Annotated in this window: 28 protein-coding genes; 12 read left to right on the top strand and 16 right to left on the bottom strand. The window is 63.3% G+C overall.

Annotated features, from left to right (window positions below):
• On the top strand, window positions 1-374 hold a 374-nt coding region (locus tag FJV80_RS33455), incomplete at its 5' end, for a WYL domain-containing protein (RefSeq protein ID WP_142878423.1).
• Between the two features lie 62 nt (window positions 375-436).
• Here the strand turns inward: FJV80_RS33455 and FJV80_RS33450 are convergent.
• The 3 genes from FJV80_RS33450 to FJV80_RS33440 form a co-directional block, all read right to left on the bottom strand.
• Entirely contained in the window at window positions 437-1129 is a 693-nt protein-coding gene (locus FJV80_RS33450) for a DUF1013 domain-containing protein (protein WP_095772126.1), read from the bottom strand.
• A 344-nt stretch (window positions 1130-1473) separates the two neighbouring features.
• Complete coding sequence (locus tag FJV80_RS33445) at window positions 1474-1614, bottom strand: DUF1127 domain-containing protein (protein ID WP_064987068.1); 141 nt, start codon at window positions 1612-1614, stop codon at window positions 1474-1476.
• Window positions 1615-2005: 391 nt separating this feature from the next.
• Complete coding sequence (locus FJV80_RS33440) at window positions 2006-3016, bottom strand: NAD(P)H-quinone oxidoreductase (RefSeq protein WP_095787989.1); 1011 nt, start codon at window positions 3014-3016, stop codon at window positions 2006-2008.
• 121 nt (window positions 3017-3137) lie between these two features.
• Here FJV80_RS33440 and FJV80_RS33435 point away from each other — a divergent pair, with 121 nt between their 5' ends.
• From FJV80_RS33435 to FJV80_RS33425, 3 genes are all read left to right on the top strand, one after another.
• Entirely contained in the window at window positions 3138-3332 is a 195-nt protein-coding gene (locus FJV80_RS33435) for a DUF1192 domain-containing protein (protein WP_027047479.1), read from the top strand.
• Window positions 3333-3419: 87 nt separating this feature from the next.
• The gene (locus FJV80_RS33430; RefSeq protein ID WP_095772124.1) at window positions 3420-4667 is read left to right on the top strand and encodes an MFS transporter; all 1248 of its coding nucleotides are present in this window, start codon (window positions 3420-3422) and stop codon (window positions 4665-4667) included.
• 31 nt (window positions 4668-4698) lie between these two features.
• Window positions 4699-4962 carry a metalloregulator ArsR/SmtB family transcription factor gene (locus FJV80_RS33425; RefSeq protein ID WP_027053942.1) on the top strand — a complete coding sequence of 88 codons (264 nt, stop codon included), beginning with the start codon at window positions 4699-4701 and terminating at the stop codon, window positions 4960-4962.
• 30 nt (window positions 4963-4992) lie between these two features.
• On the opposite strand, the gene FJV80_RS33420 is transcribed toward FJV80_RS33425, so the two are convergent.
• The 4 genes from FJV80_RS33420 to FJV80_RS33405 form a co-directional block, all read right to left on the bottom strand.
• Window positions 4993-5457 carry an SRPBCC family protein gene (locus FJV80_RS33420; RefSeq protein WP_142878422.1) on the bottom strand — a complete coding sequence of 155 codons (465 nt, stop codon included), beginning with the start codon at window positions 5455-5457 and terminating at the stop codon, window positions 4993-4995.
• An 11-nt stretch (window positions 5458-5468) separates the two neighbouring features.
• Window positions 5469-5804, bottom strand: a complete 336-nt coding sequence (locus FJV80_RS33415) for a metalloregulator ArsR/SmtB family transcription factor (protein ID WP_142878421.1) — start codon at window positions 5802-5804, stop codon at window positions 5469-5471.
• 5 nt (window positions 5805-5809) lie between these two features.
• The gene (locus FJV80_RS33410) at window positions 5810-6466 is read right to left on the bottom strand and encodes a glutathione S-transferase family protein (protein ID WP_142878420.1); all 657 of its coding nucleotides are present in this window, start codon (window positions 6464-6466) and stop codon (window positions 5810-5812) included.
• A gap of 105 nt (window positions 6467-6571) precedes the next feature.
• Entirely contained in the window at window positions 6572-7408 is an 837-nt protein-coding gene (locus FJV80_RS33405) for an alpha/beta hydrolase (RefSeq protein ID WP_142878419.1), read from the bottom strand.
• Window positions 7409-7499: 91 nt separating this feature from the next.
• On the opposite strand from FJV80_RS33405, the gene FJV80_RS33400 reads away from it, so the two are divergent.
• The 3 genes from FJV80_RS33400 to FJV80_RS33390 all read left to right on the top strand — a co-directional run bounded on the left by FJV80_RS33400 (window position 7500) and on the right by FJV80_RS33390 (window position 8953).
• The gene (locus tag FJV80_RS33400) at window positions 7500-8021 is read left to right on the top strand and encodes a helix-turn-helix domain-containing protein (protein WP_142878418.1); all 522 of its coding nucleotides are present in this window, start codon (window positions 7500-7502) and stop codon (window positions 8019-8021) included.
• A gap of 76 nt (window positions 8022-8097) precedes the next feature.
• Window positions 8098-8331 (top strand): hypothetical protein, encoded by a 234-nt coding sequence (locus FJV80_RS33395; RefSeq protein ID WP_056576497.1) that lies wholly within the window; start codon window positions 8098-8100, stop codon window positions 8329-8331.
• 190 nt (window positions 8332-8521) lie between these two features.
• A complete protein-coding gene (locus FJV80_RS33390) occupies window positions 8522-8953 on the top strand; it encodes a heme-binding protein (protein WP_095787996.1) in 432 nt (143 codons plus the stop codon).
• A gap of 4 nt (window positions 8954-8957) precedes the next feature.
• Here the strand turns inward: FJV80_RS33390 and FJV80_RS33385 are convergent, their stop codons facing one another.
• The 3 genes from FJV80_RS33385 to FJV80_RS33375 all read right to left on the bottom strand — a co-directional run bounded on the left by FJV80_RS33385 (window position 8958) and on the right by FJV80_RS33375 (window position 10722).
• Complete coding sequence (locus FJV80_RS33385) at window positions 8958-9359, bottom strand: hypothetical protein (RefSeq protein ID WP_095787997.1); 402 nt, start codon at window positions 9357-9359, stop codon at window positions 8958-8960.
• A 278-nt stretch (window positions 9360-9637) separates the two neighbouring features.
• On the bottom strand, window positions 9638-9820 hold the full coding sequence (rpmF, locus tag FJV80_RS33380) for a 50S ribosomal protein L32 (protein WP_008834724.1): 183 nt from the start codon (window positions 9818-9820) through the stop codon (window positions 9638-9640).
• 140 nt (window positions 9821-9960) lie between these two features.
• Window positions 9961-10722, bottom strand: a complete 762-nt coding sequence (locus tag FJV80_RS33375; protein ID WP_095772116.1) for a transglycosylase domain-containing protein — start codon at window positions 10720-10722, stop codon at window positions 9961-9963.
• Window positions 10723-10800: 78 nt separating this feature from the next.
• Between FJV80_RS33375 and FJV80_RS33370 the strand changes: the two genes are divergently transcribed.
• From FJV80_RS33370 to FJV80_RS33360, 3 genes are all read left to right on the top strand, one after another.
• The gene (locus tag FJV80_RS33370) at window positions 10801-11718 is read left to right on the top strand and encodes a polyprenyl synthetase family protein (RefSeq protein WP_142878417.1); all 918 of its coding nucleotides are present in this window, start codon (window positions 10801-10803) and stop codon (window positions 11716-11718) included.
• Between the two features lie 51 nt (window positions 11719-11769).
• The gene (locus FJV80_RS33365) at window positions 11770-12525 is read left to right on the top strand and encodes an SDR family oxidoreductase (protein ID WP_142878416.1); all 756 of its coding nucleotides are present in this window, start codon (window positions 11770-11772) and stop codon (window positions 12523-12525) included.
• 109 nt (window positions 12526-12634) lie between these two features.
• Complete coding sequence (locus FJV80_RS33360; RefSeq protein ID WP_142878415.1) at window positions 12635-14980, top strand: response regulator; 2346 nt, start codon at window positions 12635-12637, stop codon at window positions 14978-14980.
• Window positions 14981-15004: 24 nt separating this feature from the next.
• Here the strand turns inward: FJV80_RS33360 and FJV80_RS33355 are convergent, their stop codons facing one another.
• From FJV80_RS33355 to FJV80_RS33335, 5 genes are all read right to left on the bottom strand, one after another.
• A complete protein-coding gene (locus FJV80_RS33355) occupies window positions 15005-15745 on the bottom strand; it encodes a class I SAM-dependent methyltransferase (RefSeq protein WP_142878414.1) in 741 nt (246 codons plus the stop codon).
• Between the two features lie 88 nt (window positions 15746-15833).
• Entirely contained in the window at window positions 15834-16586 is a 753-nt protein-coding gene (locus tag FJV80_RS33350) for a Stf0 family sulfotransferase (protein ID WP_246689105.1), read from the bottom strand.
• A 58-nt stretch (window positions 16587-16644) separates the two neighbouring features.
• Complete coding sequence (locus tag FJV80_RS33345; protein WP_142878412.1) at window positions 16645-17499, bottom strand: lytic transglycosylase domain-containing protein; 855 nt, start codon at window positions 17497-17499, stop codon at window positions 16645-16647.
• Window positions 17500-17504: 5 nt separating this feature from the next.
• Complete coding sequence (ispG, locus tag FJV80_RS33340) at window positions 17505-18758, bottom strand: flavodoxin-dependent (E)-4-hydroxy-3-methylbut-2-enyl-diphosphate synthase (RefSeq protein ID WP_095793263.1); 1254 nt, start codon at window positions 18756-18758, stop codon at window positions 17505-17507.
• 321 nt (window positions 18759-19079) lie between these two features.
• Window positions 19080-19259, bottom strand: coding sequence for a YdcH family protein (locus FJV80_RS33335; RefSeq protein WP_010911953.1), 180 nt, complete (start codon window positions 19257-19259; stop codon window positions 19080-19082).
• A 239-nt stretch (window positions 19260-19498) separates the two neighbouring features.
• Between FJV80_RS33335 and FJV80_RS33330 the strand changes: the two genes are divergently transcribed.
• A complete protein-coding gene (locus tag FJV80_RS33330; RefSeq protein ID WP_010911954.1) occupies window positions 19499-19702 on the top strand; it encodes a YdcH family protein in 204 nt (67 codons plus the stop codon).
• Between the two features lie 10 nt (window positions 19703-19712).
• On the opposite strand, the gene FJV80_RS33325 is transcribed toward FJV80_RS33330, so the two are convergent.
• The gene (locus FJV80_RS33325; protein WP_095772110.1) at window positions 19713-20501 is read right to left on the bottom strand and encodes an IclR family transcriptional regulator; all 789 of its coding nucleotides are present in this window, start codon (window positions 20499-20501) and stop codon (window positions 19713-19715) included.
• A 171-nt stretch (window positions 20502-20672) separates the two neighbouring features.
• On the opposite strand from FJV80_RS33325, the gene FJV80_RS33320 reads away from it, so the two are divergent.
• Window positions 20673-21503, top strand: a complete 831-nt coding sequence (locus tag FJV80_RS33320; protein WP_179295887.1) for a transporter substrate-binding domain-containing protein — start codon at window positions 20673-20675, stop codon at window positions 21501-21503.
• The last annotated feature ends 32 nt before the right edge of the window (window positions 21504-21535 follow it).

The following is a 21535-nucleotide window of genomic DNA, read 5'->3' as shown; positions in this document are numbered from 1 at the left end:
GCAGCGCCCGCCCCGAGAGCCCCCCGCCGATGTGGGTGGTCAGCGACGCCGCCCGCGAGGCGATCGACCTGATCGAGCGTGCGGTCGAAAAGCGCCAGGTGCTGACCATCGACTATTGCGACGAGGCCGGGCGCGGCACCGCGCGCGACATCAGGCCGCTCGGCCTGTGGTTCTGGGGCAAGGTGTGGACGCTGGTCGCCTGGTGCGAGATGCGCGACGACTTCCGCGCCTTCCGAATCGACCGCATCGCCTCGGTGGTGATCGCCGGCCGCATCTTCAAGCCGGAGCGCGGCAAGCAGCTTGCCGACTTCTACCGGGCCGTGGAGCGCAGCGAGGATTACGGCATGGCGCCCGACCGCGTGGCGCGAAGCTGAGATTGCATATGGAACAAAAAAGCCCGCTCGAAGCGGGCTTTTTTCATGAACTGTCGCAGACCTTACTCGTCGTCAGCGTCTTCGTTCTTCGACTTCAGCGCCGAGAGCTTGGCGAACACGGCGTTGGCGTCGAGTTCGGCATCCTCGTCCCTCGGCTTTTCGGGGGCCGGCACCAGCCGCTCGGTCAGGGCCGCCGGCAGCAGCGTGTCGCCGACCGGCTGCGCCTGTTCGCGGCCGCGCGAGGCGCGGTTGACTTCCATGTCGAGGTCGATCTGCGAGGCGAGACCCAGCGTCACCGGATCCATCGGCTGCAGATTGGCCGAATTCCAGTGCTTGCGTTCGCGGATCTGCTCGATCGTCGACTTGGTGGTGCCGACGAGACGCGAAATCTGCGCGTCCTTGAGTTCGGGATGGTTGCGCACCAGCCACAGGATGGCGTTCGGCCGGTCCTGGCGCTTCGACAGCGGCGTGTAGCGCGGGCCCTTGCGCTTGGATTCCGGCACCCGCACCTTGGGGTCGGAAAGCTTCAGGCGCTGGTTCGGGTCCTTCTCGGCGCGCGCGATCTCGTCTCGGGTCAGCTGGCCGGTCATGATCGGGTCCATGCCCTTGATGCCTTGCGCCGATTCGCCGTCGGCGATTGCCTTGACCTCGAGCGGATGCAGCCCGCAGAACTGGGCGATCTGCTCGAAGGAGAGCGCGGTGTTGTCGACCAGCCAGACGGCGGTCGCCTTGGGCATCAACAGCGTATTGGCCATTAGAAAAATCCTTCTCGTTCGCCCGCGTTCCCGCGCGGGCGGTGGTTTAGAGCCACCAAAATGGGAAATTCGCGGCCTGTATAACCGTTCCCTTGCCGTTTCGCAATGTTTTTGGAAGCGCGGCCGCCCCGATGGGTTCGAGAGCCGGTAAGCGCGTAGGGGACAGGCACTTTTGAGCAGGCCGCACAAGTGCCGCGCCGCTCCTGGAATCGCCAATTGCACTGGCTCCAAAAAGACAAAACCCGCTGGACAAGGTCCAGCGGGTTCGAACCGGAAACGGGGAACGTCTGCGACGGCTCTACTTCTCAACATGAGCCGGCCCTGCGGCCGGATCATGCTTGCAATCAGATCGCCTGGCGGGCGATCCGCTCGATGTCGGCGCGGTTGATGCCGAGATCGCTGAGCTGACGTGCGTTGAGACGGTTCAGTTCGCGCACGGTCTCGTTGTACATGCGCCAGTTACGGAAAGCGCGGATCGGGTTCATGGTAGTCCTCCTGAATGGGGTGTTTGTTTCGATGCTGCACAGATAGTGATCATCGATGAGGACTTGAACGGCCGATTTTGCATAGCAATGATGCAAATGCTGCATTGCACCATTAAGCCTCTGTTCATCTTGTAGGCAGGGACGAAAGGCGCTGTCCCAGGCCGTGTCGAGATTCCGGTCAGGCCGAGTCGGAGTCGAAGACGGGCGCGAAGCGACCAAACTGGGTTGATACCGAGAACCAGAGCGGAGCGTACTTTTCGTAGGCGAGCACCGGCCTACGCCGGCCATAGCCTTGGCTGCCACGACCGCCCACATGAGTGCTTCGGCCGGCGGAGGCCGGAAGCGCAGGAAGCCATCATTTGCAGGCCGGCCTTGCCTGAATATCGCCGTCCTAGCCGACGTCGAGCACGATCTTGCCGATATGCTCGCCCTCCTCCATCCGCTCATGCGCGCGCCAGGCATCGGTCAGCGGATAGATCATGTCCATGACGGGTGCGACCTTGCGCGTGCCGAGCAGTGGCCACACCTGTGCCTCCAGAGCCGCCGCGATCGCCGCCTTGAACTCGACGGTGCGCGGCCTGAGCGTCGACCCCGTATGGGTCAGCCGCTTGACCATGATCTTGGAAAAATCCGCGCTGGCGACGGCACCAGCCTGCACGGCGATCTGGACGATGCGGCCCTCGACCGCCGCCGCTTCGTAGTTTCGCTGGACATAGTCGCCGCCTACCATGTCGAGGATGACATTGGCCCCCTTGCCATCCGTCGCCTCCTTGACCGCCGTGACGAAATCCTCCTCGCGGTAATTGATTGCCCGGTCGGCGCCGAGCTTCAGGCAGGCGTCGCATTTCTCCCTGGATCCGGCGGTGGTGATGACATAGGCGCCGAAGGCCGAAGCCAGCTGGATCGCCGTCGTGCCGATGCCGGACGAGCCGCCATGCACCAGCAGCGTCTCGCCTTTCTTCAGGCCACCGCGTTCGAACACATTGTGCCAAACAGTGAAATAGTTTTCCGGCACGGCCGCTGCTTCCGTGTGGGTGAAGCCGGCGGGCAGCGGCAGCACGCTGCCGGCATGAACCTTGACATATTCGGCATAGCCGCCGCCGGGGGTCAGCGCGCACACCCGGTCGCCGATGCGCCAGCGCGATATCTCGTCGCCAAGGGCAGCCACTTCGCCAGATACTTCGAGGCCCGGCAGGTCCGATGCACCGGGCGGCGGCGGATAGGCGCCCTTGCGCTGCTGCACGTCGGGCCGGTTGACGCCGGCGGCATGCACCTTGATCAGGATCTCGCCGGGGCCGGGCAAGGGGACATCGCGCGTTTCCGGTTTCAGCACCCGTGGGCCACCCGGTTCCGAGATCGCGATTGCCGTCATCCTCGCCGGAATTTTCTGTCCGCTCGCCATGGAGTTTCCCGTCTTCCTCGCCGCATTCTTACCGGCTGTTTGCATCGACGCCCTTGCCCTATGTATGCTGATTGCCAAATCAGGCAAATGGCCAATCTGGTGTGGCGGAGGAGGAGCAACGATGGCGATCTTCGACGACGAACCCAAGAAGAAGGCACGGCCGCACGAGATCGGGCAGGATCTGTCGCTGCTTTCCGTCGGCGAACTGTCGGAGCGCATCGGCATCCTGCGCGACGAAATCGCAAGGCTGGAGGCTGAGCTCAAGGCCAAGGACAACACCAAATCGGCCGCCGAGGCACTGTTCCGCCGCGGATAGGCAGACGGGCGCAACAGCCCGCCGCCGAAAAGCCCGAATGCGACTGTCTTCAGACCTTGTCCCTCCAGAGTCCAGCCGGATCAATAAATGCTCGCATCCTACAGACCGATCCTCTCCCTGCTTCGCGGCACTGCCTTCCTGCTGGCGGCATCCGGTCTGCATGGGCTGCTGCTTCCCCTGCGCGGCCAGGTGGAAGGGTTCTCCACCGCATCGCTTGGCCTGATGGGCACGGCCTGGGCCGGTGGCTTCGTCACCGGCTGCTTCTTTGCCCCACGCATCGTGCGCCGCGCCGGGCATGTGCGCGCCTTCGGCGCCTTCGCCGCGTCCGGCGCCATCGTGGCCCTGCTCACCGGCCTGATCATCGATGAATATGTCTGGATCCTGCTGCGCGCCTTTACCGGTTTCACCATGGCCGGCGCCTTCATGGTCATCGAAAGCTGGCTGAACGAGAAGGCCACCAACGAGAACCGCGGCACCGTCTTCGGCCTCTACATGATGGTCACCTACGCCTCGATCATGGGCGGCCAGATGATTGTCGCCGGCGGCGACGTGAAATCGGCGTCGCTGTTCATGATCACCGGCATCCTGTTCTGCCTGTCGCTGATCCCGACCGCGGTTTCGACGGCGTCGCACCCCAAGCCGCTGCAGGACGTCAAACTCGACGTCAAGGGGCTCTACGCCAACTCGCCGGTGTCGGCGATCGCCTGCGTTTTGATCGGCATCGCCAATGGCGCCTGGGGCACGCTGGGTGCGGTCTATGGCGCGCGCATCGGCATTCCCACCGCGGAGATCGCCTTGATGATGAGCCTCGTCGTCGTCGCGGGCGCTGCCATGCAGCTACCGGCCGGGCGTCTCTCCGACAAGACCGACCGGCGTTTCGTGCTGGCCGGCGCCGCTTTCGGCGCGGCCCTGTTCGCGCTCCTGATCTTCCTGTTCCAACCGCGCTCCGGCATTTTCGTCATCGTCTTCACCGCCGCTTACGGCGCTTTTGCCTATACGCTGTATTCGATAGCCGTGGCGCATGCCAACGACCACGCCCGTGCCGAGGACTTCGTCAAGGTGTCGGGCGGACTGCTGCTGCTTTACGGCTTCGGCACCATGATCGGGCCCTTGCTGGCGGCAGCGCTGATGGGCTGGATGCGCCCGGAGGGCCTGTTCCTGGCCACCGCCTTCGCGCATCTGTCATTGGCAGGCTACACGCTGCTGCGCATCAGCCGCCGCGCTCCGGTGCCGATCGGCGATCGCGACGCCTTCAAGACGCAGCCGGCCGACCGCTCGGTGACGCCGGAAGCATTGCGGCTTGACCCAAGAAGAAAAGCAGAAGCAGACAGTTGAGATTCGAAAAACTTTGCCTCACAAATGAGGCATGATGTTTTCCGACGCCTTCATGGCGATCGCCGACCCCAATCGGCGCCACCTTCTGGAAGAACTTCGACGCGGTCCGAAGACCGTCAACGAGTTGGCGGCCGGGCTTCCAGTCTCACGCCCGGCCGTATCACAGCATCTGAAAGTGTTGCTCGACGCCGGATTGGTCAACGCCAAGGCTGAAGGCACGCGGCGTGTGTACACCGTAAGCAATTCCGGCTTCCTGAGACTCAACATCTGGCTCGATCAATTCTGGGAAGCCTGACCGTTTCTGGCCGGCGACCGATCAGCCCTTTCAGGTCTTCTCGTTCAGAAATGCGCCGAGCAAATCGAGCAACACCCCCGTCCCGTGCTCGCGCGACGACGATGTGTCATGGCCATCGAGGAAAGCGCCCTGCTCGGTCAGCACCAGCCGCGTGCCCTTGCCCTCGGCAAACAGTTCGATCGTGGCCAGCAACACGGAGATGCGAGTTGCGCCAAACAGCATGTCATAGCTGTAGACGATGCGCTGGTCCGGCACGATGTCCTGATAGGTGGCTGTGTAGACGTGGATCGGGCCATCTTTCGGTCCACCCGCATTGACCTCCTTGCCGCCGACGCGAAAGTCCATTTCAAAACGGCCGGGCATCGGATTGTCGGAATCGGTGAACCAGAGCCGCTTGGCGTCCGCGTTGCTGAGCGCGAAGAAGACTTTCGACGGCGTCGCCGGATAGAGACGCTCGATGATGAAGGTGGAATGGACGACGGATCGTTCGGTCATGTTGGTCTCCTTCAGTTTTCGTCGTCGGTCTGCGCCAGAAAATCGCCGAGCCGATCCAGCCGGCGCTCCCAGGAGAGGCGCCGCTCGCTGATCCAGTGTTCGGCTGCTCTCAACGCCTTCGGCTCGATCTGGCAGGTACGCACGCGCCCCAGTTTTTCCGAGCGCACCAGACCACTTGCCTCCAGCACATTGAGATGCTGGACGACAGCCGACAGCGACATTGCCAGCGGCTCGGCCAGCTGGCTGACCGAGGCCGGACCGCGCGACAGCCGGTCGACCATCTGCCGCCGCGCCGGATCGGCAAGCGCCTGGAACATCAGGTCGAGCTGGGCGGGATCGTGCAGCATCGCTGTCAGCCATTATTGTAGGGGAAGAACTTGAAGTAGGGCTGCGCCTCCTCGATCACCCTGGCAAAGGCAGGGCGCTGCAGCAGGCGGTCGTGATAGCGCTTCACGGCGGGATATTTGTCGCCGAACGGCTCGACCTTGTTGGCGTAGAAGAGTGCCGGAGACGCCGCGCAATCGGCCAGGCTGAAGGCGTCGCCCACCGCCCAGGTCGTCGACTGCATCTCCTGTTCGACGATGGCGTAGGAATTGCGCAGCTGGCCGCGCGCCTGCTCGACGCCGAGCGGATCGGTTTTGTCCTGCGGCCGCAAACGGTCGCCGACGATCTTCTGCATCGGCTCCTGCACATAGAAATCATAGAAGCGGTCGGCCTGGCGGACCGCCACCGCCAGGTCGATGTCGGCGGGAACGAGTTCGACCGGCCCCGGATAGTGCGCAGCCAGATATTCCACGACGATGGTCGATTCCAGCACCGTGCGGCCGCGCGCATCGTCGCGCAGCGCCGGCATCTTGCCGCTCGGCGATATCTTCAGGAACGCCGCGCGCGATTGCTCGTCGCCGAGATCGACGATGACCGGGTTGAAGGCGGTGGCGTTCTCGTAGAGCGCGATCAGCGGCTTCCAGCAGAAAGAGGCCAGCGGGTGGAAATGCAGCGTCAGGGACATTCTTTGCTCTTCCGTTTCGGGTTCGTCGATCAGCGGGAAATTAACACTGAAGCATTCACTTAACTATTGCGCCGTGCCTTGCCCGTCAAGACCACTCGCGAAGGCTCAATTGGATCGGATATGCGCGACGATCCCGGCTGATATCGCCGGCCAGTCTTGCGGATGCAGCTCATGGCCTCCGCCCGCGATGCGAAGGAGTTTCGCGCCGGCGACCGTTTTGGCCAGCGCCTCGCCATGTTCGACCGGAAAGATCGGATCTGATGTGCCATGGATGACCAGCAGTGGCGCCGCCATCTGCGGCAGCCGCCCCTTCCAGGCATCGCCACCCTTGAGTGAAAAATGATTGGTCGCGCTCAAGAACCCACCGGATCGGTCGTAATCCTTTTCGATGAACGCTCTCATCTGGACCTCGTCGAATGGATGTGTGGTGCTGGCGATCGCCCGCGCATCCTTGACCACGAAATCGATCGCCTGGCCGCGGTCCCACCAGTCGACATCGGCGCCCGCGGCCGAATGCTCGATATAGGCGCCGGTTGTCTGCGGCAGATGCGACGTGTCCATCCCCACCGGGGAACTGCTGATCACCGTCAGCGACGCGACGCGGGAGGGATGCTTGAGCGCCACGATTTGCGCGATCATGCCGCCCATCGACATGCCGGCGACATGGGCCTTGCCGATGCCATGGCTGTCGAGCACGCCAATGGCATCGTCCCCCATGTCGTCGAATGTGTAAGGCGGCTTGCCCGGCGGATATTTGGTCGAACGGCCGGTATCGCGATTGTCGTAGCGGATCACATACAGGCCGGCATCCGCCAACTCCCGGCAAAACGCCTCCGGCCACCACAGCATCGAGGCCATCGCGCCCATGATCAAAAGCAGCGCGGGATTTTCAGGATCACCGAAGGCTTCGGATTTGATCTCGGGACGATTGATCGTCGTCATCACTCAGTTTCCTATCTGATTGCATTTTGCAATCGGTTGCACCATAATAAAACTGATACGATAATGCAACTGGTTTTGTGGAGAGAATCGAATGAGCCTCGATCGCCGATCCGGCTGCCCGATCAACCTTTCGCTGGAAGTGTTCGGCGACCGTTGGAGCCTGATCATCCTTCGCGACATGATTTTTGGCGGCAGGCGGCATTTCCGCGAACTGCTCAACGGATCGATTGAAGGCATTGCCTCCAACATCCTTGCCGACCGGCTGAAGCGGCTGATGGAGTTGGGCATGCTGACCAAGGCCGACGATCCCAGTCACAAGCAGAAGGCGATCTACAGCCTGACCGAGATGGCCATCACGCTGGTGCCGATCCTGGCCCATCTCGGCGCCTGGGGCCGCGTCTGGCTGCCGACAAGCGAGGAACTCTCGATCCGCGCCGAGTTGCTGGAAAAGGGCGGACCGCCGATGTGGGAGAAATTCATGGATGAGTTGCGCCATGAGCATCTGGGCATGCCGCTCGACACGGCATCCGGTCCTTCTGTCCGCGCGACCCTGCAGGCCGCCTATCAAGCCGTGGTCGCCGGCAAGGCTCTCCGCGCCAGCCCGGCCGCCTAACCAACTATTTTCCCCGTTTGGAGGCCGGCTCTGCTAGAACAAGCGGAAACCACAATTCACGGGATTGGATAAGGTCTTGGTTGAGAACTCTCGGGATGCCGCCCGCGCGCGCGCCGATCTGCGTTTCAAGAAGCAGGAAGAGGCGGCCACCGTCCGCCAGAAGGCGATGGCGGAATATGCCGCGGAGAGCGACGCCCGCAAGGCCAAGACCGACAAGCTACGGGCTCTGCGGCTGGCCAAGGAAGCCGAGGACCTCGCCAACGCGCCGGCGGTGCCCGCCAAGAAGCCTGCCCGCGCCAAGAAGAAATAGCCGCACGGCCCTTCGGCAACCCGGCCTGACCAGCGGCACCGTTCGCCTGTCGATTCAGCCGCTCGCCGACGCGGTCCTGGCGACAGCGGCCCCCATCCCGCCGCTTCACAAGAAGCAATTTCAACCGAAACCGGGATTGCTTCGGCCGGCTGGCCGTCGATGATTGTCCCTTTCCCAACAGGAGATTGCCATGACCGCACTGCCGCTCGAAAAAGCCCGGCAAATCATCGATGCCGCCTTCGCCAAGGGCGCCGAACTCAAGTTCAAGCCGCTCGGCGTCTCGGTTCTTGACGCCGGCGGCCATCTGGTTGCCTTCGAGCGCCAGGACGGCGCCTCGTTCCTGCGCCCGCAAATGTCGGCGGGCAAGGCCTATGGCGCGTTGGCCATTGGCATGGGCTCGCGCAAGGTCGAGGCCTTCGCCAAGGAGCGCCCGCATCTGGTCGCCGGCATCTCCGACGTGTCGGGTGGACGTGTGCTGCCGGTCGTCGGCGGCGTGCTGATCCGCGACAAGGCCGGCACCATCATCGGCGCCGTCGGCATTTCAGGCGACACGTCGGACAATGACGAGGCCGCGGCCATCGCCGGCATCGAGGCCGCCGGCTTCACCGCGGATCCGGGCTGAGTACTTAGTTGAGGTTGATGTCCCGGCTCGCCGACCGCATCGACACGGCGAACCCGGCCAGCACATCGAACAGCGCGATGATCATCAGCGTGAAGAAGATCGAATGCGCCGCGCCCTTGACCAGCAGGAACTCGACCAGGAAGGCGACGAAGACCAGCGTCGACAGGAGATGGTCCATGATCGAGGCGCTGGTCGTGCGCGCCGACTTCACCATTTCGAGGAATAGGAAGATCAGCCCGATCAGTATCATCAGGTCGCCGAGCGTCATCGAGAACACCCCGCCCGACATCATGCGGAACGAGAAGATCTCGCTCGCCCACGGGTCGTCGCCGCCGCCGAAAATTCCGAGCAGGCCGAGATTGTAGAGAATGAAAGGCACGATCAAAAGCGGGACGGCACCGAACATCTGGCGTCTCCATATGGGGGCACCTTCTGTAGAATGCGCCACAGCCACGCCGTCAAGATTTTTCGTGCTAAGCCGCAAACACGGTCGAAGACCGAATGCAACAACCATGTCAGCCGACACGGAGCGAGCGTAGGAAAGAGGCTCAGCGCTTGAAGGAGCCGGCGCGCGCTACCCGCCAGTGGGATGGCAGTCTGGGCCTCGGCCGTCAGGTTCGCCAAACGCAAAAAGACCGGCCAGAGGCCGGTCCTTTGCAACTCAACCCTTCAAAAAAGCTGGTCTCAGCTTTCCTTGGGGGTCAGCACCTGGCGACCGCGATACATGCCGGTCTTCAGGTCGATGTGATGCGGGCGGCGCATTTCGCCGGAATTCTTGTCCTCGACATAGGTCGGGGCCTTGAGGGCGTCGGCCGAGCGGCGCATGCCGCGCTTGGACGGAGAGGTTTTGCGTTTCGGAACGGCCATGGATATGCTCCATTACATGGTCAAAAGCCCCGCCCGCCCTCGTGAAAGGGCCATGTCGGGGCCTAAATCTGAGAAAGTCGGGTGCCTATACACGCCTGACACCGTTTTGGCCAGCACTGCCATGAATTTTTTTGAGTCGGTTACTCCAGACAGCCGACATAGGCGCCTGAGCGACCGGCACGCCGTTCGATCAGATTGGCCAACCTTCTTAAGCCCGGCCCGGGTTTGGCCGGATTGCGGGCGATGGGGTTGGGCAAGGCGACGGCGAGAAGTGCGGCCTGCCGGCGCGACAGCTGTTTTGCCGGAATGCCGAAATGGTGCTGCGCCGCCGCCTCGATGCCGTAGATGCCCGGCCCCCATTCGGCGATGTTGAGATAGATCTCCATGATACGGCGTTTCGACATCACCGCGTCGAAATAGACGGCCAGCGGCAGTTCGACGACCTTGCGCACCGAGCCCAGCGGACGGGACCAGAGAAAAAGGTTCTTCACCGTCTGCATGGTGATGGTCGAGGCACCGCGCGTCGCCTCGCCGGCCAGCGCATCGTCGACTACCCCTCTGAGTTCGCCGAGATCGACGCCACGGTGGAAGCAGAACTGCCCGTCCTCCGACATGATGACGGAGTGAGCCAGCACCGGCGCGACATCGTCGATCGACACCCAGCGCCGGTCATAGCCGGAGAAGGTCGCCAGATCCTTCAGCATCAGCGTCGACACCGGGTGCACGAAGGACGGCAGGTAAAGGAAGGTCAGCACGGTCGGGATCAACGCCAGTACGGCGGCCACGACAAGGCCGCGCCGGACCCGGCGCCTGAGACCGCGACGGTTCACGCCGCGCGATCTCGTCGCCATGTCCAGCTTTTCGGTTTCATGATCGACGATCGGTTCCGCCAAGCCGCCCAACCCGTGCTTCTCCTCGCTCCGGCATAATGGCGCTTGCCTTCTTGCGCAACGTCTGAGTGTCGGCTACCGGTCCCGACCATGACGAATGACGACGAAATGGCGTTCGAAATGGCGCTCATCAGGCGGGCAGCGGCCGTCGAGGTGCTGTTGCGGCGCTTGCTCGACGATCGCCCGCTTTCGGGTGAGATCGCGCGGCCCGATCGGCTGATGGCGGCGATGCGCCATGGCGTGCTGAACGGCGGCAAGCGCCTGCGCCCCTTCCTGGCCATGGAAAGTGCCGCCCTTTTCTCCGCCGACGGCGAAGCAGCACTGCGCGTCGCGGCGGCACTCGAATGCGTGCATTGCTATTCGCTGATCCATGACGATTTGCCGGCGATGGATGACGATGATCTGCGCCGTGGCCAGCCGACAGTGCACAGGGCCTTCGACGAGGCAACCGCGATCCTGGCCGGCGACGCATTGCTGACCCTGGCCTTCGACATCATCGCCGGCGAGGCGACCGTACTGCCGGCGGAGCGGCGAGCGGCCTTGGTGCTGGCGCTTGCCCGTGCGGCCGGAGCCGGCGGCATGGTCGGTGGCCAGAAGCTCGACCTCGAAGCCGAGCAGACGCCGCCCGACGAGGCGGGCATCATAACGCTGCAGGCAATGAAGACCGGCGCGCTGATCCGCTTCGCCTGCGAGGCCGGCGCCATCATCGCCGGCGCTGCGGCCGAGGACCGCGAAAGACTGGCTGAGTTCGGCTCGGCCATCGGCCTTGCCTTCCAGCTTGCCGACGACCTGCTCGACCTGACCGCCGACGCCAGCCAGATGGGCAAGGCGACCGGCAAGGACGCCGCCGCCGGCAAGGGAACGCTGGTGGCGCTGCACGGTGCGAATTGGGCGCGCAGCCAGTTGCACGGCCTTGTCGGGCAGGCCCACGCGCTGCTCGATCCCTTTGGTGACAAGGCGGCGCTGCTGAAGGAGGCTGCGACCTTCATCGCGACGCGCAACAACTGAGTGCCCACCGATGTCGGTGCGGGTTCAGAGACAAATGGGAGATCAGCTTCGATGTCGGCCAATCTGTTCGATCTCAGCGGGCGCCGGGCGCTCGTAACCGGCTCGTCGCAAGGCATTGGGCTCGCTCTGGCCAAGGGCCTGGCGCAAGCCGGCGCAAGCGTGATCCTCAACGGCCGTGACGCGGCCAAGCTCGGCGCCGCGGCGGCGCAGATCCCCGGCGCGCAAACGCTTATCTTCGACGCGACCGACCATGACGCGGTTCGCGCCGCGATCGACAATTTCGAGCTGTCCGGCGGACCCATCGACATATTGGTCAACAATGCCGGCATGCAGTTCCGCACGCCGCTCGAGGATTTTCCCGCCGATGCGTTCGAGCGCCTGCTGCAGACCAATGTCGCCAGCGTCTTCCATGTCGGCCAGGCAGTTGCGCGCCACATGATCAGCCGCGGCCGCGGCAAGATCATCAACATCGCTTCCGTGCAGACCGCCCTTGCCCGCCCCGGCATCGCCCCCTACACGGCGACGAAGGGCGCGGTCGGCAACCTGACCAAGGGCATGGCTACCGACTGGGCCAAACATGGCCTGCAATGCAACGCCATCGCCCCCGGCTATTTCGACACGCCGCTCAATGCAGCCCTCGTCGCCGATCCGGCTTTCACCGGCTGGCTCGAAAAGCGCACCCCGGCCGGCCGCTGGGGCAAAGTGGAGGAACTGGTCGGAGCCTGCGTGTTCCTGGCCTCCGACGCCTCGTCCTTCGTCAACGGCCATATCCTCTATGTCGACGGCGGCATCACCGCATCGCTCTGATCTTCCCGCCGCGCGGACGAGCAATCGCGCTGGTCGCGCGAACGAAATCTTAATGTAAATGAAGCGTAATCCCGGTCGTTAAAATAGTGCGTATGTGTTGGGGTTGCGCATGCCGGAATATTCTTCCTTCATCCGGTTTGTCCGGATTCGCTATCTTTCAGGATTGCTGATTTTCGCGCTGGCTTCCACGGCCATCATGGTTGCGCTCAACCGTGTCAATTCCTTCCGTCATGAGGTTGACGCGCTGAGCAGCAACCTCGTCGTCTTCACCCGCGACCTGCGCAACGCGACCAGCTTCGCCGAGACGACCGGTTCCGCCTGGCGCAACGAAACACGCGACGCGCTGACCGCTTCGGCCCGCGACCATTCCGAACGCCTGACCAACGAAATCGACACGCTGACCGCCCAGTTCGCCGCGCTGCGCTCGCGCCTGTCGGCCAAGACCCTCAACGAGCTCGAAACCGCCTCGGTCAACGGCGACCTGTTCTGGTCGGCGCATGACATGGTGCGCAACTTCAATCTGATGTCGGTGGCGCAGAAGGCCGATGAATGGAGCTATCGCGAAATCCGCAACCAGAACGACCTGTTCGTTCAGCCGATGCTGGTCCGCGTCCGCACCGCCATGGACGAAGAGCGCCATCTGGCCGATGCGTCCAGCGACCGGTTGCTGCTGTGGGCGAGCGGCCTGTTGTTCGGCGTCCTGGCCATCGTCGCCTTCTGGATCTTCCGGCCGATGGAGCAGGCGATCCGCCGCGCCTTTGCCCAGTCGGCCGAATCCCTTTTCAAGGCAGAGGCCGCCGATCGCGCCAAGTCGGAATTCCTGGCCAATATGAGTCACGAGATCCGCACGCCGATGAACGGCGTGCTCGGCATGGCCGAACTCTTGGCCAAGACCGAACTCACCCCACGCCAGAAGACCTTCACCGACGTCATCGTCAAATCCGGCAATGCGCTGCTCACCATCATCAACGACATCCTCGATTTCTCCAAGATCAACGCCGGACAGCTCACCCTGGACCCTGCCCCTTTCCGTCTCACCGAAGCGGTCGAGGACGTGGCGACACTGGTCTCGGCGCGCGTCGCCGAAAAGAACCTCGAACTGATCGTGCGCGTCGATCCGCGCCTGCCGGCCCATGTCGTCGGCGACGCCGGCCGCTTCCGGCAGATCGTCACCAATCTGGTCGGCAATGCGGTGAAGTTCACTGAGAAGGGCCATGTGCTGATCGATGTCGGCGGCGAAACCGTCAACGATGTCGTCCAGCTCAGGCTGCGGGTCGAGGACACCGGCATCGGCATCCCGGCCGAGAAACTGCAGAACGTGTTCGAGAAATTCGCGCAGGTCGACGGCTCCTCGACCCGGCGTCACGAAGGTACCGGCCTTGGCCTTGCCATCGCCGCCCGCCTCGTCGACCTGATGGCCGGCAAGATCGGCGTCGAGAGCGAGATCGGGCGCGGCTCCGTCTTCTGGTTCGCGGTGCCGCTGCCTGTGCATCATGCCGAGGCACGCGAAGCGATCGTGCCTGTCGACGTCACCGGCGCGCGCGTGCTGGTCATCGACGACAATCCGGTCAACCGCGAAATCCTGCTCGAGCAGCTCAGAAGCTGGAGCTTCGACTGCGCCGCCGCCGAAAGCGGCGCGGTGGGGCTGGCCTTCCTCGATCGCGCCTGCCAGCTGGGCGCCAGCGTCGACTGCATCATCCTGGACTACCAGATGCCCGGCATGAATGGCGCCGATGTCGCCCGGGCCATCGCCGCCGACCGCCGGCGGTCGGCCATCCCGATCGTCATCCTGACCTCGGTCGACCAGGTCGATTTCGGCAAGATGATCATCGATTTCGGCATATCGGCGCATCTGACCAAGCCGGCGCGTTCGGCGGTCCTGCTCGGCACCGTCATCTCGGTCATCCAGAAGGCTCGCTCGCAGGTCGGCAAGGCGCAGTTCATCCGCGAACCGGTCCAGCCGAAACCGGTGCCGCAGGCGGCTCCGCCCGCCTTCACCGTTATCCGTGGCCCGGCCATGCCGGTCATGGCGGTGCCGGAATCGACCGCCACGCCGAACGGCCCGATCGACATCCTCATCGCCGAGGACAATGAGGTGAACCAGCTGGTGTTCGGCCAGATTCTCAACGGGCTCGGTCTGAGCTACCGCATCGCCGGCAACGGCCGCACGGCGGTCGAGATGTACCGGTCGCTGCATCCGAAACTGATCCTGATGGATGTCTCTATGCCCGAGATGAACGGCTACGAGGCAACCCGGGCCATCCGGGCGATCGAGACCTCGTCGGGCGGTCACATCCCGATCATCGGCGTCACCGCGCATGCGCTGAAGGGCGACCGCGACAAGTGCATCGAGGCCGGCATGGACGACTATCTGCCGAAGCCGGTTTCGCCCGACCGGCTGGGGACGAAAATCGGCACCTGGCTCAGCGAGACGGTGGTGGCCAAGACGGCGTGAGATACGTCCGGCCGGGCTGGCTGATCAGCGCAGCCGACCGACCGGGATGATTTCCGGAGAGGTGTCCGCATAGGGTTCGCCCTGCCAGTCGCCGAACCATTGCTCCACCAGCAGGCCAGCGTCATCCAGCATCCCGGCAATATCTTCCTTCTTCGGAAACGCTATTTTCGATTCAGCGCCCAGAATTGGTCTGCCGCCCGGAATTTCATAGAAGGTCGAATAGGTGACCACCGCACTGGCGGCATTCCAGTCGGCATCATACCAAGCCCTGACCGTGCCAAGGCTGGGATGCTCCACAATCCTTTCCGAGCGCTGCGGGGTCCATTCCAGCCACGCCTCCACGGCGGGATTTCGCGTGTCGAAGATAAAGCGCCCACCAGGACCGAGATGTTCGGCGATGGTGCACAGCACTGCCCGCTGATCCTGTTCGGTCAGGAAAACCTGGAAAACGTGACCGGTCAGCAGCACCAGATCGAACCGTTTTCCGAGCCGCACCGTTCGCGCGTCGGCAACAACCCAGTCGACCTTGTCACCGCCGGTCCTGCGTCGCGCGATATCGAGCATGGCCGATGCGGGATCGACACCGGTGACGTGGCGCCCTTGGGCCATTTCGGCGGCCAGTTGACCGGTGCCGCAACCAAGATCGAGAACCGAGCCGCCATCCCGGGCAAGACCGACGCAATAGTCAAAATCGGCGCGGCCATCCTGATTCTCGATGTCGTAGAACTGAACGAAGTCGGGATCATTGTAGATCGGATCGGTCATGCCGCCGCCTATAGCCCAAATGCTTGCCATGCGCGACAGGCGCAATCTACGTCGTCGATTAGGTTGCGACCTTGCTCGGCCTTCATACTCAGCCGGCCGCATCCAGACGATAGCGGCGCATCCAGTCGAGGCTTGTCTCGTCGGCGAGCTTTGCGACGCCCGGCCGGATGTCCCCGGCATTCGGCGGCGGAACGCCGAGGGCCTCGCAGATGCCCAGCAAGGCCGCCGCCGGATCGGCGGACAGACGATCGTAGCCGACGCGCAGCGGCGTCAGGCCTTGCGCCGCGAACCAGATGTTCCAGGCCGTGTCATAGGCTTCGAGCGTGGCGAGTTCCCCTTTGATCCGTTCGAAATCATATCGGGGTTCTTGCGCCGGTGCGACCCTTTCGATCTCGGTGCCGTCCGGCGCAATATGCCAAAGACCGGTCTGCTGCGCCTTGATCAGCGAGATCGCCTGCGCAAGCTTGTTCTCACGCGACAGGTGGATGTAGAGAATGCGGCCAAAGGCCTTTTCGAAGCGCGCTGTGTCTGACGCCAGCCCTGGGAAAATCCGGTCGAGGATCGCCGAAAGTTCATCCAGGTTTTCGCGCATCAGGCGCAGGCCGAAGATGCCTGTCCTGCCCTTGCCGGCGGTGATTGCCGCATCGAGATAGGCAACGTCGAATTCAAGCTCGCGCATCGTATCGCGGGCCGGCAGTTTCCACTCGTCGGCCCATTCCGACAGGTCCTGCCGCCGATAGAAGGAGTGTGGATCGCCTGATGTCCCGGTGGAGGCCAGGAGCTTGCACAGCAGCGTGCTGCCGGTTCTCGGCGTGCCGCAGATAATGTAGGCGTCGAACATCCCGCTGCCCTCGTCGTTCATCACAGGCAGGGCAACCCGGCCGACCCACCGCCGCGAACTACCGGTTGCGTACCACCACGCATGCCCCGCCGACGCTCTGCAATTTCTGGCAGATGACATTAGCGGCGGCACGATCGTCGATCCCGATCCTGACGGCGTAGATGCCGCGCCGGCCGATCGGCGTGCGCACCCGGCTCACCACCGGATCATGCCCCCCGAGCAAGGCCGGAAACCGGCTCCTGACCCTCAGCCACTGGCTGATGGCAGCACTGCGGCGGAAATTGCCGGCCACCTGGACGCCCCATGGCTTGACGTTGATCGAGGCCATCGCCACGGTCCGCGACATGATGACAGGCAGCTTGCGGCAAGCGACGGCAAAATCCGTCTTGGCATCGAGCGGCTCGATTTTTCCGGCATAGGCGGGGTCGGTGAACTTGTCGACCGGCTCGCCCATGACGTCGAAGACATAGCTCTCGGTCTCCATCGGCAGGAAGCCGCCCGAGCCCAACCAGCGCGAAACCCGGCTTTCGCCGGCATTGTAGGCGGCCGCCGCCAGGCCAAGATTGCCGTAGCTGCTTTTCATTTCGGCAAGATATTTCGCCGAAGCCGGGATCGCCTGGTTGATGTCGAAGGAGTTTTCGAGCCCGCGCATCTTGGCGGTGCCCGGCATGAACTGGGCGATGCCTTCGGCGCCGACGGGGCTGACGGCATTGGGGTCGAAACGGCTTTCCTTCCAGATCAGCCTGGCGAAGAAATCCCGCGGCAGGCCGTTCTGGTCGGCATGGGCCTGGATCAGGTTGCAGACCTTGTCGATCAGTCGTTGCTTGGCCGATTGCGGCGGATCCGCCTGAACCGATGTCGAGCACCCCAGGGCGCAAAGCAGAACCAGCGTCACCGCGAGGAAACGCTGCATTTCGTCTACTCCGCCGCGGCTTTGCCGCCGCGCCCAAACCTCTGCTCGATATAGTCGGCGACCATTTTCTCGAAATCCGCCGCGATCGACGGTCCGCGCAGCGTCGCCGCCTTCTTGCCGTCGACGAAGACGGGCGCCGTCGGCGTCTCGCCGGTGCCGGGCAGCGAAATGCCGATATCGGCATGCTTGGATTCGCCCGGGCCGTTGACGATGCAGCCCATCACCGCGACCTTCAGGTTCTCGACGCCTGGATATTTTTCGCGCCACACCGGCATGTTCTTGCGCAGGTCGGCCTGGATGTTCTGGGCAAGCTCCTGGAACACGGTGGAGGTCGTGCGGCCGCAGCCGGGGCAAGCCGCGACGATCGGCACGAACTGGCGGAACCCCATGGTCTGCAGCAGTTCCTGCGCCACCTGCACTTCGCGCGTTCGGTCGCCATTCGGCTCCGGCGTCAGCGAGATGCGGATGGTGTCGCCAATGCCTTGCTGCAAGAGGATGCCCATGGCGGCGGACGAGGCGACGATGCCTTTCGAGCCCATGCCGGCCTCGGTGAGGCCGAGATGCAGCGCATGGTCGGAGCGGGTGGCAAGCTCGGTGTAGACGGCAACCAGGTCCTGCACGCCGCTGACCTTGGCCGACAGGATGATCTTGTCGCGGCCAAGGCCGATCTCTTCGGCCATTTCGGCCGACAGGATCGCCGACTGCACGATCGCCTCGCGCATCACTTCCTGCGCCGTCAGCGGAAAACCCTTGTCCTGGTTGTCGTCCATCAGCCGCGTCAGAAGCTCCTGGTCGAGCGAGCCCCAATTGACGCCGATGCGCACCGGCTTGTCGTGCTTGATCGCCATTTCGACGATATCGGTGAACTGCCGGTCCTTCTTGTCCTTGAAGCCGACATTGCCCGGATTGATGCGGTATTTGGCCAGTGCCTCGGCGCAGGCCGGATGATCAGCCAGAAGCTTGTGGCCGATATAGTGGAAGTCGCCGACCAGCGGCACATTGATGCCGAGGCGCTGGAGCCGTTCGTGAATGCGCGGAACGGCGGCGGCGCTCTCGTCGCGGTCGACGGTTATGCGCACGATCTCGGAGCCGGCGCGGTGCAGTGCCGCGACCTGCGCGACGGTCTGATCGATGTCGGCCGTGTCGGTGTTGGTCATCGACTGCACCACGACAGGCGCACCGCCGCCGACGACCACGCCGCCGACATCGACGCCGACCGAGGTGCGGCGGGGGAAGGGAAAGGAAAAATATCCGGTCATGCCGGCAGCCTTTTGTCTCTGGAGCCCCATGCGTCCGCTCGGACGTACAAGCACTCCCCGGGGCCGATGCGCTGAGGTTCGGGCATGAGGTGGAGGAGCAAAGATGGCTTGTCAATGGCGACAGGTCGCCACTGACAGCAATTGATCCCAGCATGCGAGCTGAAACAGGACACCGCCCGGCGACGGCCGAGGCGTAAAATAGGGATCGGAGGGTATATTAGCTGCGGCTTATGACTTAGCGCTGAACATCAAAACGACAGCACCGGCGGCGGTTGCCGCCGGCAAGGAAGACCGCATAGTGGCGGCTATGTCAGTCGGGCATCAATGCGTGGTCGGTTGCGCTTTCAGTTTCTCAATCGCATCCTTGAGTGCCAGCTTGCGTCGCTTGAGATTCACGATTTCGAGGTCGTCCACCGACGGGTGGTTCATCGCGTCATCGATTTCGCGTTCGATGTCGCCGTGTTTCCGCTGCAACTCATCAAGATGGGATGCAAGAGACATGATTGGTTCTCCCTTTCATGGTTTCCTCGATTGCAGCCGTCACGGCACGTCCACCGCAGGTCGCTTCTGTGACGGCACAATGACACTTTGCCACCTTCCGACTGCGATGTCGAATGCTGCGTGGTAGCATTCCACGACAAGGTGAAATGTGATATGGCCTGCGCGCCGGTGGCAGAAATTGCCACCCCCGCCCAATCAGGCCCAGTTTTTGGGCGCCGCAGACGTGCAGACGGTAGAGAATGTCCGATCAGGAACAGGCCGATATTCGCCTCGAATTTTCCCGGCTGAAGCAGGAACACGCCGATTTCGATGCCGCGATCAACGCGATGATCGCCACCAATTGCGACCCGCTGCAAATCCAGCGCATGAAGAAGAAGAAGCTGGCGCTCAAGGACCGGCTGATGAAGCTGGAAGACAAGATCATTCCAGACATCATCGCCTGAACGCTTTCCCCTATCCGCCGATCGAAAGCCTGGCCGCGCGATCGCGCAGCAGGCCGATGAGACTGCCGGTGCGCTCGTCGGACGTATCGATGGGAACCACCAGGCACATCGTCGCCTCGACCTTGCCCGGTGCTGAAAAGACCGGCACGGCAAGGCACTTCGTATAGGCATCGACCAGGCCCGAGGTGACGCAGTAGCCGGTCACCCCAGCCTTGGCGATGTCGTCGATGAAATCGTCGAGCCGCAGCTTGCGGCCGTCGGGCAGCACGAGATCGTCTTCCGACACCATGGCTTCGACCTCGGCCCGCTCCAGCCCCGCCAGAAGCAGCCGGCCAGACGCGGTCCAGGGCAGCGGTATCTGCAGGCCGGTGGCCGAGCTGATGCGAAACGGCCTGGTGCCTGGGCTGGAGTGGACGATGGTGTAGCGGCCGCTCTGCAGCATGCACAATTCCGAGGTCTCGCCGGTCTCGCGCGACAGATGGTCGACCTCCTGGCGCCCGCGCCGCAGCAGGTCGTTGCCGCGCACATAATCCATTCCATAGAGATAGAGCTTCTTGCCGAAATAGACGCGGTTGCCGTCGCCCGCCATTTCCAGCAGGCCGGCGTCGACCAGCGACCGCACCAGCGTGTAGGTCGTCGAGCGGGGAGCATTCACCCCCTTGGCAAGGTCGCCAATGCCGATCGCCCGCTGCGTCGTGTGCAGGAAGTCCAGGATCTCGAGCACCCGGTTGAGGCCCTTCTCGCGGGAGGCCGTCGTCTTTTCGTCGGCCGAAACGGCCAAGGCATTGCCATCTTGCATTGTCGATTCCTGGTGTTAGTATCTGTCTTGTACAGGATACATGCGTCTCTTGTAAGAGACAATCGCTTTGAAATCATCGACGTGTGTCTTTGCCTGTGCATGGGGAACACAACACGAAAGGAGGTCGCCGTGAACGACACATCCGGAAGACGTGATTTTCTGAAATTGGGAATGGCGGGACTGGCCGCCACCGGCGTGCTGGCAACCGTCGATGCGCAGAAGGCGGCCGCCCAGGCGGCATCCGACAGCCTGCTGCGCACCGTGCTCGACCGCGGCAAGCTTATCGTCGGCACCGGCAGCACGAACGCGCCCTGGCATTTCGAGAACGATGCCGGCGAACTGGTCGGCATGGACATCACCATGGGACGCATCCTGGCCAAGGGTCTGTTCGACGATCCGACCAAGGTCGAATTCGTCATGCAGGATCCTGCGCAGCGCATTCCCAACGTCACCACCAACAAGGTCGACATCACCATCCAGTTCATGACGATGACGGCGCAGCGCTCGCAGCTGATCAACTTCTCCCGGCCGTACTATGTCGAAGGCGTCGCCTTGCTGACGCTGCCCACCGCCGAGAACAAGACCTTCGACAAGCTGCTTGCCGGCGGTTCGGCGACGCGCATCTCCATCCTGCAGAATGTCGATGCCGAAAGCTCCGTCCACTTTGCCTTGCCACAGGCACAGGTGCTGCAGATCGACACCCAGGCCAACGTGCTGCAGGCGCTGGAATCCAAGCGCGCCGACGCGGCAGCCGTCGACCTGTCCACCGTGCGCTGGCTCGCCTCGCGCAATCCGGACAAATATTTCGACGCCGGCAAGAGTTGGTATTCGATGCTCTACGGCGCGGCCTTGCGGCAGGGCGACCTCGACTGGCTGACCTTCGTCAACCAGACCTTCACCATCGCCATGTTCGGCCATGAATCGGCACTCTACGACGCCGCCTTCAAGGATTATTTCGGTCAGGAACCGCCGGCACGCCATCCCGGCTTCCCGGTCATCTGATCCCGGATCGGGGAACGGCGGCCATGCCCCCC

This window comes from Mesorhizobium sp. WSM4310 (assembly GCF_007003935.1).
GTDB lineage: Bacteria > Pseudomonadota > Alphaproteobacteria > Rhizobiales > Rhizobiaceae > Mesorhizobium.
This window is presented reverse-complemented; position numbering and strand designations above follow the sequence as displayed.

Bases quoted from the DNA above. Each gene is read 5' to 3' on its own strand.
- FJV80_RS33420 (WP_142878422.1), bottom strand. From the start codon at position 5,457: ATGACCGAACGATCCGTCGTCCATTCCACCTTCATCATCGAGCGTCTC.
- ispG (WP_095793263.1), bottom strand. From the start codon at position 18,758: ATGACCGGATATTTTTCCTTTCCCTTCCCCCGCCGCACCTCGGTCGGC.
- FJV80_RS33335 (WP_010911953.1), bottom strand. From the start codon at position 19,259: ATGTCTCTTGCATCCCATCTTGATGAGTTGCAGCGGAAACACGGCGAC.
- FJV80_RS33405 (WP_142878419.1), bottom strand. From the start codon at position 7,408: ATGACGACGATCAATCGTCCCGAGATCAAATCCGAAGCCTTCGGTGAT.
- FJV80_RS33400 (WP_142878418.1), top strand. From the start codon at position 7,500: ATGAGCCTCGATCGCCGATCCGGCTGCCCGATCAACCTTTCGCTGGAA.
- FJV80_RS33450 (WP_095772126.1), bottom strand. From the start codon at position 1,129: ATGGCCAATACGCTGTTGATGCCCAAGGCGACCGCCGTCTGGCTGGTC.
- FJV80_RS33370 (WP_142878417.1), top strand. From the start codon at position 10,801: ATGACGAATGACGACGAAATGGCGTTCGAAATGGCGCTCATCAGGCGG.
- FJV80_RS33415 (WP_142878421.1), bottom strand. From the start codon at position 5,804: ATGCTGCACGATCCCGCCCAGCTCGACCTGATGTTCCAGGCGCTTGCC.
- FJV80_RS33430 (WP_095772124.1), top strand. From the start codon at position 3,420: ATGCTCGCATCCTACAGACCGATCCTCTCCCTGCTTCGCGGCACTGCC.
- FJV80_RS33385 (WP_095787997.1), bottom strand. From the start codon at position 9,359: ATGTTCGGTGCCGTCCCGCTTTTGATCGTGCCTTTCATTCTCTACAAT.
- FJV80_RS33365 (WP_142878416.1), top strand. From the start codon at position 11,770: ATGTCGGCCAATCTGTTCGATCTCAGCGGGCGCCGGGCGCTCGTAACC.
- FJV80_RS33325 (WP_095772110.1), bottom strand. From the start codon at position 20,501: ATGCAAGATGGCAATGCCTTGGCCGTTTCGGCCGACGAAAAGACGACG.
- FJV80_RS33425 (WP_027053942.1), top strand. From the start codon at position 4,699: ATGATGTTTTCCGACGCCTTCATGGCGATCGCCGACCCCAATCGGCGC.
- FJV80_RS33330 (WP_010911954.1), top strand. From the start codon at position 19,499: ATGTCCGATCAGGAACAGGCCGATATTCGCCTCGAATTTTCCCGGCTG.
- FJV80_RS33345 (WP_142878412.1), bottom strand. From the start codon at position 17,499: ATGCAGCGTTTCCTCGCGGTGACGCTGGTTCTGCTTTGCGCCCTGGGG.
- rpmF (WP_008834724.1), bottom strand. From the start codon at position 9,820: ATGGCCGTTCCGAAACGCAAAACCTCTCCGTCCAAGCGCGGCATGCGC.
- FJV80_RS33445 (WP_064987068.1), bottom strand. From the start codon at position 1,614: ATGAACCCGATCCGCGCTTTCCGTAACTGGCGCATGTACAACGAGACC.
- FJV80_RS33360 (WP_142878415.1), top strand. From the start codon at position 12,635: ATGCCGGAATATTCTTCCTTCATCCGGTTTGTCCGGATTCGCTATCTT.
- FJV80_RS33410 (WP_142878420.1), bottom strand. From the start codon at position 6,466: ATGTCCCTGACGCTGCATTTCCACCCGCTGGCCTCTTTCTGCTGGAAG.
- FJV80_RS33440 (WP_095787989.1), bottom strand. From the start codon at position 3,016: ATGGCGAGCGGACAGAAAATTCCGGCGAGGATGACGGCAATCGCGATC.
- FJV80_RS33350 (WP_246689105.1), bottom strand. From the start codon at position 16,586: ATGTTCGACGCCTACATTATCTGCGGCACGCCGAGAACCGGCAGCACG.
- FJV80_RS33435 (WP_027047479.1), top strand. From the start codon at position 3,138: ATGGCGATCTTCGACGACGAACCCAAGAAGAAGGCACGGCCGCACGAG.
- FJV80_RS33355 (WP_142878414.1), bottom strand. From the start codon at position 15,745: ATGACCGATCCGATCTACAATGATCCCGACTTCGTTCAGTTCTACGAC.
- FJV80_RS33390 (WP_095787996.1), top strand. From the start codon at position 8,522: ATGACCGCACTGCCGCTCGAAAAAGCCCGGCAAATCATCGATGCCGCC.
- FJV80_RS33320 (WP_179295887.1), top strand. From the start codon at position 20,673: ATGGCGGGACTGGCCGCCACCGGCGTGCTGGCAACCGTCGATGCGCAG.